We start from the raw sequence: 15,190 nt of genomic DNA, 5'->3' as shown, positions 1-15,190 counted from the left end.
TCGGTTGAATAGTGATGAATGGAGTGGTAACAAAGGAGTGATAGGGTGCTCTCTAGTAATGAGGGGATCAGTAACCATGGGTAGGGTTCCGGAGGTATTCTGGCTGCGCTTGTATTTGCTCTAGAGCGATCGTGTGTTTCCTGTTTGTAACAAAGTGAACTATTGCACAGTGTAATAGTTGAATCTAAGGTGCTATTTTGCTACCACATCATTCATGACAGATTCAGTCCTCCAGAAGGCGATCGCGCTCATTCTGCTGATTTTTGCCGGATATCTGCTCAAGCCCAAATTTAAAGATCCAGCTTCCGTCGGGGCAATTAGAAATTTCATTCTGAATGCTGCCTTACCGGCAACTATTTTTCTATCTACGATTGAAATTGATACCAAACTAGATTTAGTCGTATTGCCTTCGTTTGCGTTGGCAATCAATCTTGCCTTAATGGTGATGGGCTGTTTGGTGGCATGGCTGCTGATGCGGAATGCCGAGAAGGCTAAGACCCGCGCCATGATTTTGCTGTTTCCGTCCCTGGCTCCGGGCTTAACCGTTTATCCATTTATTGAACAATTTTTGGGACGGCAGGGATTAGCCTGGGCAGCTTTGGCAGATATGGGGAATAAGCTGTTTGTCTTAATTGGTCTGTATGCCCTAGCGATTTATTGGTATCAGCAAAGTGCGGCGGAAAATCCCCAAGCTTCCGTTAAATTTCAGTGGAAAAGTATTGGAACTTTTCTGTTTACTGAACCAGTCAATATTGCGATCGTGTTGGGTTTTTTAATTGCCTTCTGGAATGCCAGTGGCTTGTTACCCTTGGCTCTCAGTGACGCGATTCGGAAACTGGCTGCCTGTGCCACCCCATTGATTCTCTTTTATGTAGGGATTTCATTTAATCCGAAAGCGTTTCAATTCGGTACCTTGGCCATGGTGTTACTGGCAAGAACAGGGGTCGGATTTTTGATTAGTGCTGCTGCGATCGCCCTGCTGAAACCGACTTCGGTGGAAGCGCTCACCCTATTTGTTGCCCTCCCGCAAGCCTCCTGTAGCCTGTGGCCCTTGCTGCATGCCACCAAGATTAATACGCAGCGCTCGTTGGCAGTAACTCAGCCGGTTTCAGATGCTCGCCCGATTTTTTTTGATACAGAATTTGCAACTTCGTTACTGGCAATGTCCTTTCCGTTTTCGATTCTGGTGTTGCTGATTGTCTTTTCCAGTGGTCAATTTTTTCAGTCCCCGGTGCATCTAGGGTTGTCGGGGGGCATTTGCTTAGGTGGATTTGCGCTGCTACTAGGGTTGCACTATTTACCGATACAATTCCGCAGTCCGATCGATCTCCATATTCAGGTTAAGACTCCCTTTGTACGGAAGCCGAAAAAATTAAAATTGCTAGATGCTAGTTCAACGTTATCTACCCATAATCAGTTGCTATTGGTGCAAGTAGAGTCAGCCGGTTGGATTACTCCAGAACAGGAGACAATTCTCAAACAGATCAATCAATTAGTGCAGCAGAAATTTAGTACCGAAATTCATGATCAGGCGATTTCACTGCAATTCAAGTATCTAATTAAAGAACAGATTTTGATGGTGATTGGTCAACATGAAAATCATCCCATTCCCGACCTGGCTAAGAAGCTAAAGGCAGTCAGTGAAGCGATTAAGGGGGCAGACCTGCGATCGCTGGAGCAAGTTCGCTTTTATTTCCGCATCTTTGCCGAGAAAAAGCCCTATAGCTCCTATTCTTTGATGTTGAAATCGACGAAACCTGCTCCCTATATTGCCCAGTAATGACAGCAATGGCATTAGAGGCAGGCATGGTAATGAGTACCCGACTCGATAGGATTTCTGCTCCTGTGGGAATGCTGAATGAAGGAAATGGTTGAAGGGTTTGGGCTATCGAACTATTTACCAAGGACGTTAATCAATGGCTTTTGCACCGCATTCGCATCGCTTACAACAGGTGACTAAAGGGGCTCAGGCAGTTTGGCAACAACCCCGCAGTAAGCTGATGTCATTGCTGTTGATTGGCGGCTCGATCTTGACTGTGGGGGCAGTGGCGTTTACGAGCTATTGGATTGTTCGCAGCTTAATTCTTGATACCTTAAAGCACAATGCTTCGCTGAAGGTGCAAACGGCAGGCAGTGAAATTGATAGCTGGTTAGTGGGGCGGCTGGGTGAGGTGCAAACCCTGGCCAATAGCTATGATGTGCGATCGATGAATTGGAATGTTGCCGCACCCTATTTGCAATTGGAACAGGATCGCTTATCGGATTTCTGGATGTTGATTCTGGTCAATCCCGATGGCAGCTATTACACAACGCGAACTAATTTTGCCAAGGGACTCAATCTCAGCGATCGGCAGTATTTCAAGATCGCTATGCAGGGTCAGGCGAATGTTTCAGACATGATTATTTCCCGCACGACTGGGAAGCGCCAAATCAACATTGTCTCGCCCATCTGGTCATTTCCACCGGCTAACTATCCGCAGTTACCGGACGATCGCGTCGAGAAACGGCAGGAAAGTTTAGCGTTTTATAATTTGCCTGATGATCCACGCCAACCGCCAACGGTGAAAGGGGTTCTTGCCGGAAATATCCCTGTTTCCCATGTAACTCGGATTGTGGAGCGGACTCAACTCGGCAAGGGAAGTTATGCCTTTGCCCTGGATGCGAAGGGGGTGCCGATTGCCCATCCCAATCCCAAATTTTTAACAGGGCTAAACAGCTTTCTTAATTCTCCCAATCCGGATCTGGCGGTGATTGCTCGATCGATGGTGCAGCAACAAGAAGGCGTGTATTTAATGCAGTTAGATGGGGAATGGGTCTATGTTGCCTATGCCCCGTTAGAACAGGCAAAGTGGTCGCTGGCGTTAGTGATTCCACGGGCTAACCTGGAACAGCAATTAGGGGCGTTAAACCTATTAGCGTCGGTGGTTGGCATGTTACTGATGCTGGCAACCTTAATTGCGTTGTGGCAAGTGCGGTTGTTTGAACAGGTGCGAGATCGGGCGGCGCAAGAAGCGTTATTAAATCGGTTGACTGGGCGGATTCGGGCATCCCTGGATTTGCGAACGACCTTACAGACGACGGTGGATGAACTGGCAAATTTGCTGCAACTCGATCGGGTGACATTTGCCTGGTTTGAACCAACGACCCAACAGATGATTACGGAATGTGAGCATCGCCGCGCCGATTTACCTGCCCGCGAAACCCTCTACGACATGGCAACCTTTGGTGACATCGTGCAGCAGTTTTGTCGGCGGGAGCGGGTACAGATTAATCACATTCCGACGGCAGCCAACCTAACTGCGGCAGCAAAACAGCTTTATCAAGGTTTAGGAATTAATAGCTATTTAGCGTTACCGATTGAATTGCAAGCCAGCGATCGTCTGGGGTATCTCATTTGTTGTCGTAGTACCCCGTGGATCTGGAATGAGCGTGAGGTGGAACTCCTCCATGCAGTGGCGGATCAATTGGCGATCGCGATTAATCAGTCGCGGCTATATGCCCAAACTCAGGAACAGGTGGAAATCGTTAGCCATCAGGCGAACCAACTGGCGGAAACGGGTAAACAACTGCAAGATGCTCTGGCATACCTGTCTGCAATTATTGATAATTTAGTCGATGGCTTGTTAGTGACCAATTCAGCGGGCAAGATTACTCGCTTCAATCCGGCGCTCTCGGAATTATTTGACCTGGGTGAGATTGATTTAACCGATCGCAACTGTCGGGAGATTTTTGGTGAGGAGCTGACTCGCCTGATTACCCAAGCTCAGCAGGCAACCGAAGCGATTTTTACAGCGGAAATTCCCTTAGCGGAGGGGCGGATTGGGAAAGCGGTCGCGACGGCCATTCTCAAGTCGCCTCACCCTGAGACTCCGGTGGCTGAGGCGGAAGCATTTCTGGGGACGGTGGTGCTAATTCGGGATATTACCTCAGAGAAAGAAGTTGATCGCATGAAAACTGACTTTATTTCTACGGTATCCCACGAGTTGCGAACGCCGCTAACCTCTGTGTTGGGATTTGCCAAAATCATCAAGAAAAAATTAGACGAAGTGGTCTTTCCCACGATTACGTCTGAGGATAAAAAAGTTCGGCGGACTGTGCGGCAGGTAGAGGAGAACATCGACATCATTGTGTCGGAAGGGTTGCGATTAACCAATCTGATTAATGATGTATTGGATATTGCCAAAATGGAAGCTGGCAAAGTGGAGTGGCGGGAAGAGTCCCTACATGTTGAAGCCGTGATCGAACGGGCGATCGCGGCGACCAGTGCTTTATTCCAGGCAAAGAATTTAACGTTGGTAACAGAGATTGAGCCGAACTTACCGACCCTGTTAGGAGACTGCGATCGACTGATCCAGGTGGTGATTAATCTGCTCTCAAATGCCGTGAAATTTACGGATGAGGGAACCGTGACTTGTCGAGCGGTACGGCAACAAACCACGATTCAAGTCAGTGTGATCGATACCGGCGGGGGCATTGCCCCTGAAGATCAGGAAAAGGTGTTTGAGAAGTTTAAGCAGGTTGGTAATACCTTGACGGATAAACCGCAAGGCACTGGTTTGGGATTACCAATTTGTAAACAAATTGTGGAACACCACGGCGGCAGCATTTGGGTCGAGAGTGAGTTAGGTCAGGGCAGTACCTTCTCGTTTACCCTGCCGATTCCATCTACCATTGAGCAAATTCGTCAGATTGATTTAAGTACCCTGGTGCAACAACTTCAGGGACAAAAGGGCACTATAGAACCGATCGAACCGGGTCAGAAATGTATTTTGGTGGTGGATGACGAACCGACCATTCGGGAGCTGTTACGGCAACATTTGGAGGCAGAGGGCTATCAAGTCCAGGAGGCGGCAAATGGTCGGACTGCTTTGACCCAAATTAAGCAAGCGGCTCCTGATCTGGTGATTCTGGATGTGATGATGCCAGATATGAATGGGTTTGATGTCGCCGCCGTCTTAAAAAATGATCCCCAAACGATGGGCATCCCGATCGTGATTCTGTCGATTCTGGGCGACCATGAACGGGCACATCGGCTGGGCGATCGGTGTTTAACGAAACCGATTAACGTCGAATTGTTATTACAGGAAGTCGAAGTCTTATTGTCTCAGGGGGTATCGCATCGGCGAGTGCTGGTGGTTGATGAAAACGAACTGGGGGTAAAAACTCTGGTAGAAGTGTTGCAAGCCAAGGGGTTTATGGTGGTTGAGGCAGCTAATGATACCGAACTGGTGGAAAAAGCCCTGTCTACCCAACCGGATATGGTGATTGCCAATCTCAAGTTCTGGCAGCATTCCACGGCGTTTAAAAGCCTCAAGTTTGAAAAGGGACTAGAGCATATTTTTATTCTTTTACTGGCAGATACCCATGTCCACGATGCAGATCAGTCTGAAACGGCTGCTGGCTAAAAAAGAAATTGCTGCCATACTGCAACAACTGATTACAGGGTTGGCAGGACAAGGACAAAGTGCCCTCCCCTTTGCGATCTCGGATGCTGAGGGGACGGTGCTAATGGGCATTACCGGAGACTATTCCCATCACTATGGGATTACGGTAGAGGGACAATGCTTTGGTTGGGTCATGGGTAGCCAGGAGATGAGTGCGATCGCTTCACTCCTGAGCTATTTAGCGGCTAAGGAACTGGAAAAAAAGCAACTGGCTCAGGAAACGCTCGATCGTTACAAAGAGGTGACGCTGCTCTATAACCTTTCAGAAAAAATGACCGCGAATCTGCAATTACAAGCAGTTGCCCAATTAGTTTTGGCGGAAGCCAGCAAACTGATTGTCGGCAATAGTGGGGCGGTAATTTTCTTTGATCCAGAGACAAGTGAGGCAATGCAACTGGCTCGGTTTGGGACGACATTTTGTTTACAACCGGAACAGGGGATTATTGGCACGATTTTTGCCACTGGTAATGGTGAGATCGTCAATCAGGTTGCCGAAGATCCCCGCCGGATTGCGGCGGAACAAGCCTTTTATTCTCTAGTTTGTGCGCCCCTGAAAAGCCATAATCGGACGATCGGGGTGATCATCATTGCCAGTAGCGATCTGCCGATTAATTACACGGCGGCAGATTTGAAGCGATTAAATGCGGTGGCATCGCAAGCGGCAGCGGCGATCGAAAATGCACTATTACACGAAAATAAACTGCGAGAAGAGCGAATTAAAAGTAATTTAGAACGCTACGTTCCGGCTCGGCTGGTGCAGGCGATTTTGCAATCGAATGGCGAAATTTCGTTGGCCCCGGTACGGAAGGAAATTAGTGTGCTGTTTTCAGATATTCGCAATTTCACCAGTCAGTGTGAAGAGTTAGAGCCAGAAATGGTGGTGGGCTATCTGAATGAATACTTTACCCACATGGTGGATGTGATCTTTCATCACCAGGGCACCGTGAATAAGTTTGTCGGCGATATGATTGTGGCGCTGTTTGGCGCACCCTCGCTGGTAGCAGATAACCAGGCTTGCGCGATCGAATCCGCGATCGCCATGCAACGCCGGATTCAGACGATCCCGATTCCCTGGATTCGCGAGAACTTTCGTACCGGGATTGGCATTAGCTCCGGTAAAGTAATTGTGGGGAACATTGGTTCTCCTCAGCACATGGACTACACGGCGATCGGCGATGAAGTGAATACAGCGTCGCGGCTGCAATCGCTTGCCCAGGGGGGACAAATCCTAGTCACCCGCAGTGTTTATGAGGCGACCTGCGATCGGTTTCAGTTCAAAAATTCTGGTTCGATCAATGTCAAAGGCAAGAAAAACGCGATCGAAGTGTTTGAAGTGATTTACTAATGCTTTCTTCTACCACCCTGGCTCCGTATGTCTAAAAAAATTTTGATTGTCGATGACGAACCCCATATTCGCCTATTACTGGAGCAGACCTTAGAGGAGCTAGAAGACCAGGATGTGGAACTGCTGACGGCAACGAATGGCAAAGAAGCGTTGGAGATGATTCAAAGCGAACTGCCGCAGTTGGTGTTTTTAGATGTGATGATGCCACAGATGAATGGCTTTGATGTCTGCCATACCGTGAAACATGAGTTAGCGATCGCGGATATTTACATCATTATGCTAACCGCGAAGGGGCAGGAATTTGATAAACAAAAGGGGATCGAAGTCGGGGCTGATCTGTATATGACCAAGCCCTTTGACCCCGATGAGGTGATGGAAAAGTCCATGGAAGTTTTAGGATTGTAGCGATCGACCCAGTTAAGCCGAGCAAAATTTCTCCACACACCGCACAAACATCTCGACTCCCATTCCCAGAGCGGTTTCATCAAAATTAAACCGGGGATGGTGGTGCGGATAGGCGAGATCCTTTTCGGCATTGGCAGATCCCAGGAAAAAGTAACAACCAGGAACGGCTTGCAAAAAGAAGGACATGTCTTCGCCGCCCATGGTTTGGCATTCTGGCACGACCCCTAAGGGGGACTCGACCACCGTTTCAGCGACCGATCGCACTAATGCCGCCATGTCGGGATGATTAATCACGGCTGGATACAGTTGCCAATAATCAAAATCATACTGAGCCCCATGACTCTGGCAGATGCCCCCAATTAATTGATCCATCCGTTGCCCAAAATAACTGTCATAGGCGGGATTGAAGTACCGAACGGTTCCCCGCAATTCGGCAGTATCCGCAATCACATTATGGGCGGTTCCTGCATGAAATTCGCCGACTGTCACCACTGCCGCATCGATCGGATTGATGTTACGAGCGACGATCGTTTGCAGGGCATTGATGATTTGGGCACCTACTACGATCGAATCGATCGTTTGCTGGGGAATCGCGCCATGTCCGCCTTTACCCCGAATCGTACAGCGAAACATTTCAGTCGCCGCCATCAACGCGCCATTGCGAACCCCAACGGTTCCTAAGGGCAAGTTATTCCACAAATGCAACCCAATAATGGCATCTACCGTCGGATTGTGCAGTACCCCCGCCGCAATCATTGGTTTCGCGCCTCCGGGGCCTTCCTCGGCAGGTTGAAAGATGATTTTTACAGTACCCGTAAATTGATCCCGGTGTTGCGAAAGGTAGTAGGCAGTCCCCAGGGCGATCGCTGTATGACCGTCATGACCGCAGGCGTGCATAATCCCATCATGCTGCGATCGATATGACACCTGATTTTCTTCCTGAATCGGCAGGGCATCCATATCTGCCCGAATCCCCAGTACCCGACCCGGACGATCGCTAGAAATTGTTGCTACGATACCTGTTTGGGCGATGCACGTTTGATGCTCAATCCCCCAGGCTTGCAGTTTTTGGGCAACAAACTCTGCGGTCAGGTATTCCCGGAACCCTAGCTCGGGTTTGCGATGCAAGGAACGTCGCCATTCCACTAATTGCGGTTGGAGAGCGCGGATTTCGGCACGTAGCCGAGAATGGTCTACGGGCAACGGGAATAAGGAAGTAGAAACCATAGTGTTCACTGCATTTTTTGACACAATCCAGGGCATTCTGACATTGATACCCAACGATCCTAAAACGACCAATCACCCGCCACAGGGCAGTTGTGAATTCTCTGGCGGTATCACCGCTCACAATCTGCTCTCATCCCAGGCATAATTTCAGGACTGCTATAGACCTTTGATCATAACGTTTCTGTCGATCGAGCGTTTCCTTTGGCTGATTTTGGTATTGATAACGTGCCCATGACTGATTTTGCCCCTTTACTCACCGGATGTGAACTGCGTCCGGCTCGTCCGAGCGATCGCCGTCTGATTCGGCATTTACTCAATCAGTTTCGGCAAGAAATCATTCCGCCCCCAACCCGCTGGCAGATGATGCAGCAAGGAATGATCTTGGGGCTATTAGTAGCAGTGACGGGTTATCTAATGACCACGATCGATTGGACAGAACTGGTTAGCTTCTTAATGGCAGCCACGATCGTCGTCGGATTTGTAATTCTGTTGGTGCTTGTCCTGTCCTGGAATGAAGGCTGGAGCAACTTTTGGGTAATTGAACATGACGGTAGCCCGATCGCCTGTGCCAAATTGCGGCAACAGCCCCATTACTCCGTGTTGTATGACGTATATGTGCTGGCGAAGTGGCGCAAACAAGGGGTGGGATCGTTTTTAGTCTCCCAATTGGGGCAACGCGCTACCAAGCCTCTGTACCTGGCCTGTATGCCACCCTTAGTAAAATTCTATAGTCGCTTGGGGTTCGCTCCCGTACCACTGAAATCGTTACCGCCACTCCTGCTCTATGACCTGGGGATTCCGGGACGGTTTGCGATCGTGCCAATGAGATTAATGTAGGTCGTTGTTTTCGGCAAATAAAGGAGCTAATAAGGCTTCCAGCCAACCCACCACCTGTTGCCGCAAGCGATAGGACAGCGCCACTTGGGGATTGCTCATCGGCAGGTGAGCCAAGGCGCGATGGTAATCTGCAACTGCCCAGTTCCAGTCTCCTGCTAAATGATGAGTGCGACCCCGTTCCGCATAGATATGTCCTTGCAGTGCGATCGTCGGCTCGGCAGTATTGGTGTTGTCAAGTAGCTCAATCAGTTGCAGAGATAAATCAAAGCATTCGATCGCCTGCTCGTACAACTCCAAATCGCGGAAGGTAATGCCTTGATTAATCCGCGAGCGAATATCCGTGGGATTCAAATCGATCGCCATTTCGTAGTCTAATAAGGCGGCTTCTAATTGTCCGAGCGCAGCATAGCAATTGGCGCGGTTATTATAAACTTTAGCCAGCCGAGGATTGAGCCGGAGCGCCCGATTATAGTCAGCCAGGGCGCGGACAGGATCACCACTTTGGAAGTGGATCAGTCCCCGATTGTTGTAATCACTGGCATTACCAGAGTCAGCATTAATTAATACATTAAATAAGGCGATCGCTTTTGCATATTGTTTCTGTTGAGCTAAATCGATCGCCGTTTGCCGGAGTAGGGTCAAGCGATCCTGTGAACTCAGGTGAGTCTCTTCCTCGGCGGGCAGGGATGTCATCGCTCCTGACCGAGCAACCCCAAGCCGCCGCGATCGCTTACCAGATGCGCCAGCATGGGCAGATAACGAAATCAGTGCCCGATAAGACCGTTTGGCGTTGTGATCATAACCTGGAGAGGTACGAGGATTCATGCCGATCTCACAATGAGGTTGGTTAACTTTACGAATTCCCAGTTTGGGAAGGGGCAATTTATGTGTCACTTACTCAGGTGCCTAAGTTCGTGAGACCACTAAAGTTGCAGAAACAGCAGATTCCACTGATATGGACTAGCCTACCTGTCAACTACTCTTCAACTACACATCCAATCGGTTGATTTCGGGAAATTTACTCAGGGAATTAGGTATACAGACAGAGAGTGGGGGAGTTGGTTCCCGATCGTGAGGAGTGGGGAGATGAGGAGATGAGGAGATGAGGAGATGAGGAGATGGGGGAGTGGGGAGTTTAATGGGTATTGTTCATTGCCTCTGGGAAGTTGGTAGAATTTCAAAGGCTTGGGTCTATTACGTTGGTTGCTGAAAACATTCCTGGGGAAGATCCGTTTATGACTACTGCCATGTCGATTGCTAATGCCCCTGATCTGTCGGCGGACGACTATCTGGTGTTGGGGTTAGCGACTTGCTTTATTAAGGAGGATGGAGAGGTTCATGCGGTGCAAATCGCGGAACCCATTCCGTCTTCGGCGTTAGAAACGATTATTAAGGGGATTCCTACGTCCTACGAACAGGCGATTGCGACGACGATCGGGGCAGTCTTGGAGGGGGAAACCCCTCGCTTACCGGCTGAATTTCCGGCGACCACTCAGTTTTGTGATGATTTTGCCTTCCGGGCGATCGCGGCAACCCGCACCTATAAATCCCATCCGGTGGCTCAGGCTCATATTCCGGCAGGGACAGCTAAGTCTGATTTTAATTTCTCAACGGAGCGTAAACGTGTATTGAATTCCCAGCGCATTATTCGTACAGAGGATAATGTGAAGCAGCACGAATATACCCACAAGGTTTTGTAATCCTTTAGATTCCTGACTCATGCTCAAACTTTACGGTGGTGCCCGCAGTCGGGCTTCAATCATCCAGTGGTTTCTAGAAGAATTAGGGGTTCCCTATGAGTTTGTGCTGCTGGATATGCAGGCAGGTGAGCATCAGCAAGCCGATTATTTAGCGATTAATCCCGTTGGTAAAGTCCCGGCGATCGTCGATGGTGCTTTTAAGCTCTGGGAGTCGGGGGCAATTTTGTTGTACCTGGAAGAGAAGTATGCCCCAGCGCCACTCTCCCCAGAACAGCGAGCCGAACAGAATCAGTGGATCTTATTTGCCAATGCTACCTTAGGCCCAGGGGTGTTTGTGGAGGCAAACCGGGAGCGGGAAATGCCTCGATTGATGTCGGCATTAAATGGCGTATTAGAGCAACGATCGTTTTTAGTTGGCGATCGCTTTAGTGCGGCAGATGCGGCGGTAGGATCGCTGCTGGCTTACATTCCTTTAATGTTAAAGCTGGATTTGAGTACCTATCCGGCGGTTGTAGACTATACCAAACGCATGACGGAACGCCCCGCTTTCCAAAAAACGATCGGTAGCCGTCAGTAATCGCTGCGGAAGGAAAATTAAATCACTGCAATACTTTTTGAAGTTTGGTAGGGATGGGTTTTGCCGATAACTTATTGTAGGGGCGGATTGGTCTGCTAAACCCGCCCGGACAGTCGGTTACCGATCGCTCATCCTGCTATTACTATGGCTGGGGTGGCAATTGGGGTTTAGCAGGTATCACCGCTGATGGTTGAGTACGACGCAATACCCCAGAGGTAGCGGCTGTGATCGGTTGACTCACAGTATTGGTTGTCGGTGTAGTTGAGGTTGTTGTATTCCCTGGTTGGGGATCCTCAGGAATGACTAATGAGGTCGGTGCTGGAAAGGATACCCAATCCTGGCTGGCGGTTTGAGCTGGAGTGGTTGGTGGCGTTACTGAGGTCTGGGACGATCGTTCACTGACTAAAGGAGCGATCAACGAACTCAGTGGCGGAGTCATGGGTGGTGAGAAGGCTAAGGGGGCTAAAACTCCCACTGGTTTGATCATCTGGGAGGAGTTTTGGGTAGCGTTAAAGGAAACCAGGCGATTCCCTAAAGACATTAAGTTAGCAACTGGATCGGTTGTTTCAACGACACCATTCAGTCCAATGCTCATGGTGACTAAGTTAGGAGTGGCGATCGCTGGACTACCAATGGGTTGCAATGAGGTGACAGTAAGTTGATTGCCAGGGATGGTCGTTTGGTTGGTGGTGGCGACAGGTTGAATTACCGGAGTGTTTTGCAGGGCGATCGATCGATCAATTTGGGGAACCGGATCGATCGCGACCCAACCATCGGGTGTGGACTGAATCACTTCAAAATGCAGGTGGGGTCCCGTGGAATAGCCAGTGCTACCGACTAAACCAATCACTGTTCCCTGTTCTACCCACTGACCCTCTTTCACCAGAATTTGGGACATGTGGGCATAGAGGGTTTCCAACGTGTCATTGTTATGCCGGATCACCACGGTAGACCCATAGCCACTCAGTTCTCCGGCTAAATCGACCCGTCCCCGGGCGGCTGCCAGAATTGGGGTTCCGGTTGGGGCTCCATAATCGACACCTTTATGTAAGCGGGAGTCGCCACTGATGGGATGAATCCGCCACCCAAAGGGGGAGGTAATAGGAGCGGGACTGGCGAGGGGATAAATTAATCCGGTGCTACTCACTCCTCCCGGTGGCGGCAGAATCATTTGTCCTGGCGGTTGGTTGGTGGTTGGCTGGTAGGTTACGGGAGGACTAATGTTACTGGCTCCGGTACTCACATCTCCCTTGACTCCTAGATCGATCGAGTTCCAGTTACTGAATGCAGGGGGAGTGGGCTGAGGCTGATCGCGACGACCCTGGGGTGGTTGAGCAATGGGAGGCGTGGAGCGGGGACGGGGGGGAGTGACGACTGCGGGAGTTCTGGGTTCTAACCGTACCTCAACCTGTTCACTGCTGGGGAAGGGGGAAACCGTGACAGGGGTAGGGGTTACAACTTCAGGGGTTACCTCTACGGGCTCGGGAATTACAGTGGAGGGTTGCTGCCCGACTTGAGTAGCGCGATCGCGGGCAACAATGTCTGCAAGTTGTTGTTCTAAACGCTGTCGTTCTTTGGCGATCGCGGCTTCCTGGTGATTGGTGGTACTAACCTGAACCGTGACAGGCTCCAGGTTGGCTTGAGTGGTGTTAGCCGGTTGGACTGGGGGAGGCGAAAAGCTTTCGGGAGGCGCGATCGTGGCAGCGCTGGGGGCGGCTGGAGCTTGGGGAATGACATTCACCTCGGCTGGGCTTTGCTGGATTGCCTGGGGCATATCGATCGGAGAGACTGGCGGTTCTGCTTGCACGAAAGCGCCTCCATTGGTCGTAGTGTAGGGTGCAGTCAGGAAACGTCTACCCCATACAACAGCGTCATCTGCCTTTCCGGAGAGTTCATTAGAAAAATATGTTCAGATACAATAAAGCTTAATCCTACTGAAATTGATGCTTTGCGATATGCCTGACGTGAGGTGTAGAGGCTTGGCAGGTCAGCGCAGGCGAGACTGATTCATGAATTTGATTTACTTCTTACTGCGATCGTCGGGGCGACTGATGACGATCGCAATTTTGACGGGTTTCTTCAGTGGTGCGAGTAGTGCCGGATTAATTGCGTTGATCAGTTGGTCAATGGCAGGCAATCCGCTAGCGGCAGGCAAGACGATCGCGCTGGGTTTTCTTGGTCTTGTTGGAGTTGTGCTACTAACTGATATGACGGCGCGGATGGCGTTAATTCGCTTATCGCAGGAGGCGGTCTTTCGGTTACAACTGCGGCTAAGTCGGCAAATTTTAGCCTCGGAGTTAAGTCATCTCGAACAGTTAGGGGCTTCACGCTTACTGGCAACCTTAACGGAAGATGTTCTGGCAATTTCCAATGCGGTCTTTATTCTGCCTTTCCTATTCATTAATCTAGCGATCGTCGCAGGCTGTTTAACCTACATTACCTGGCTATCCTGGCAAGTATTGCTGATTATTTTAGGGTTATTTGCTCTGGCAATGGGGAGTTGTCAGGTGCTTCTGAAACGCGGTAGACAGATGTTAGCCCTTGCCCGTGAAGAACGCGATCGCTTATTCCAACACTTCCAAACGATTACAGATGGCATTAAGGAACTGAAATTACATTACTGGCGACGGCAAGACTTTTTACACCATGATTTACAGGCAACCGCCGATCAGTTTCGTCGCTACAACACGACGGGATTATCCCTATATGCTGTAAATGAAAGTGTGGGGAAATTCCTGTTTTTCTTTGCGATCGGGCTAGTTTTATTTTTTATTCCCCACATTATTGCGATCGATAGTCGCACGTTAGCCGGGTATGTGCTGACCTTTACCTATTTGATTGGCCCAATGGACAATATTGTCAGCAAATTGCCGATTTTAAGCAAAGCCAATATTGCCCTGCAAAAAATTGACTCTTTGGGATTAGCGCTGAATCATCGCTCAGAGGTGGCGATCGTACCTCCAACGATCGACTCAGTCTGGACATCATTAAATTTAAAGGGAGTTACGCACACTTATATCGGAGGAGAGGATGAAACCCGGTTTACCTTAGGTCCGATCGATTTGACCCTGAAGCCCGGTGAACTGATTTTTATTGTGGGGGGAAATGGCAGTGGGAAATCGACCTTGGCTAAATTGCTCACAGGGCTATATATTCCAGAAATTGGGGAAATTTATTTCAATCAGGAACCGATCACAGCAGAGAACCGGGAATGGTATCGGCAACATTTTTCTGTGGTGTTTGCTGACTTCCATTTATTTGATCAACTTTTAGGCTTTAACAATTCAGTGTTGGATAGTCAGGCACAAACCTATCTGCGCTGGTTGCAACTCGATCGCAAAGTAACGATTCAATCCGGTAAACTTTCGACGACAGCCCTATCCCAGGGACAACGCAAACGTCTGGCATTGCTCACCAGCTATTTGGACGATCGTCCCATTTATTTATTTGATGAATGGGCAGCGGATCAGGATCCTGTGTTTAAACAGTTGTTTTATACCCATCTATTACCGCAATTGCGCGATCGGGGTAAAACGGTTTTAGTGATTACTCATGACGATCATTATTTCCATCTGGCCGATCGCATGATCAAACTAAACTATGGTCAAATTGAGTTCGATCAAACCCAATCCAGCCAATGATTAAGGTGACTGAA

11 protein-coding genes are annotated in these 15,190 nt (G+C 49.4%); 8 read left to right on the top strand and 3 right to left on the bottom strand.

The features are described from left to right. The first annotated feature begins 214 nt into the window (after positions 1–214). The 4 genes from ACN4EK_RS20155 (at position 215) to ACN4EK_RS20140 (ending at position 7,194) form a co-directional block, all read left to right on the top strand. On the top strand, positions 215–1,780 hold the full coding sequence (locus ACN4EK_RS20155; RefSeq protein WP_431659987.1) for an AEC family transporter: 1,566 nt from the start codon (positions 215–217) through the stop codon (positions 1,778–1,780). Positions 1,781–1,916: 136 nt separating this feature from the next. Further along, positions 1,917–5,405, top strand: a complete 3,489-nt coding sequence (locus ACN4EK_RS20150) for an ATP-binding protein (protein ID WP_431659986.1) — start codon at positions 1,917–1,919, stop codon at positions 5,403–5,405. Continuing rightward, a complete protein-coding gene (locus ACN4EK_RS20145) occupies positions 5,365–6,789 on the top strand; it encodes an adenylate/guanylate cyclase domain-containing protein (RefSeq protein ID WP_431659985.1) in 1,425 nt (474 codons plus the stop codon). Before ACN4EK_RS20150 ends, ACN4EK_RS20145 begins: the two co-directional genes overlap by 41 nt. Positions 6,790–6,816: 27 nt before the next feature. Next, positions 6,817–7,194, top strand: coding sequence for a response regulator transcription factor (locus tag ACN4EK_RS20140; RefSeq protein WP_431659984.1), 378 nt, complete (start codon positions 6,817–6,819; stop codon positions 7,192–7,194). A 12-nt stretch (positions 7,195–7,206) separates the two neighbouring features. Here ACN4EK_RS20140 and ACN4EK_RS20135 read toward each other — a convergent pair whose 3' ends face one another. Beyond that, positions 7,207–8,421: a M20 metallopeptidase family protein gene (locus ACN4EK_RS20135; RefSeq protein ID WP_431659983.1), complete on the bottom strand. Its 1,215-nt coding sequence runs from the start codon at positions 8,419–8,421 to the stop codon at positions 7,207–7,209. 231 nt (positions 8,422–8,652) lie between these two features. Here ACN4EK_RS20135 and ACN4EK_RS20130 point away from each other — a divergent pair, with 231 nt between their 5' ends. Beyond that, positions 8,653–9,258 carry a GNAT family N-acetyltransferase gene (locus ACN4EK_RS20130; RefSeq protein ID WP_431659982.1) on the top strand — a complete coding sequence of 202 codons (606 nt, stop codon included), beginning with the start codon at positions 8,653–8,655 and terminating at the stop codon, positions 9,256–9,258. Here the strand turns inward: ACN4EK_RS20130 and ACN4EK_RS20125 are convergent. After that, the gene (locus tag ACN4EK_RS20125) at positions 9,250–10,083 is read right to left on the bottom strand and encodes a tetratricopeptide repeat protein (protein WP_431659981.1); all 834 of its coding nucleotides are present in this window, start codon (positions 10,081–10,083) and stop codon (positions 9,250–9,252) included. The two genes, ACN4EK_RS20130 and ACN4EK_RS20125, sit on opposite strands and share 9 nt — an antisense overlap. A gap of 410 nt (positions 10,084–10,493) precedes the next feature. Here ACN4EK_RS20125 and ACN4EK_RS20120 point away from each other — a divergent pair, with 410 nt between their 5' ends. Together ACN4EK_RS20120 and ACN4EK_RS20115 are read left to right on the top strand one after the other, a co-directional pair. Continuing rightward, positions 10,494–10,958 carry a hypothetical protein gene (locus ACN4EK_RS20120; protein WP_431659980.1) on the top strand — a complete coding sequence of 155 codons (465 nt, stop codon included), beginning with the start codon at positions 10,494–10,496 and terminating at the stop codon, positions 10,956–10,958. Between the two features lie 19 nt (positions 10,959–10,977). Continuing rightward, the gene (locus ACN4EK_RS20115) at positions 10,978–11,535 is read left to right on the top strand and encodes a glutathione S-transferase family protein (RefSeq protein ID WP_431659979.1); all 558 of its coding nucleotides are present in this window, start codon (positions 10,978–10,980) and stop codon (positions 11,533–11,535) included. 142 nt (positions 11,536–11,677) lie between these two features. On the opposite strand, the gene ACN4EK_RS20110 is transcribed toward ACN4EK_RS20115, so the two are convergent. Then, positions 11,678–13,342, bottom strand: coding sequence for a M23 family metallopeptidase (locus ACN4EK_RS20110; RefSeq protein WP_431659978.1), 1,665 nt, complete (start codon positions 13,340–13,342; stop codon positions 11,678–11,680). 202 nt (positions 13,343–13,544) lie between these two features. Between ACN4EK_RS20110 and ACN4EK_RS20105 the strand changes: the two genes are divergently transcribed. After that, the gene (locus tag ACN4EK_RS20105) at positions 13,545–15,176 is read left to right on the top strand and encodes a cyclic peptide export ABC transporter (RefSeq protein WP_431659977.1); all 1,632 of its coding nucleotides are present in this window, start codon (positions 13,545–13,547) and stop codon (positions 15,174–15,176) included. Positions 15,177–15,190: the final 14 nt, after the last annotated feature.

The sequence above is a fragment of the Pantanalinema rosaneae CENA516 genome, from assembly GCF_050753385.1.
GTDB classification, from domain to species: domain Bacteria; phylum Cyanobacteriota; class Cyanobacteriia; order Leptolyngbyales; family Leptolyngbyaceae; genus Pantanalinema; species Pantanalinema rosaneae.
Note: the sequence above shows the minus strand (reverse complement) of the source record. Positions and strands in the feature narration are given on the sequence as shown.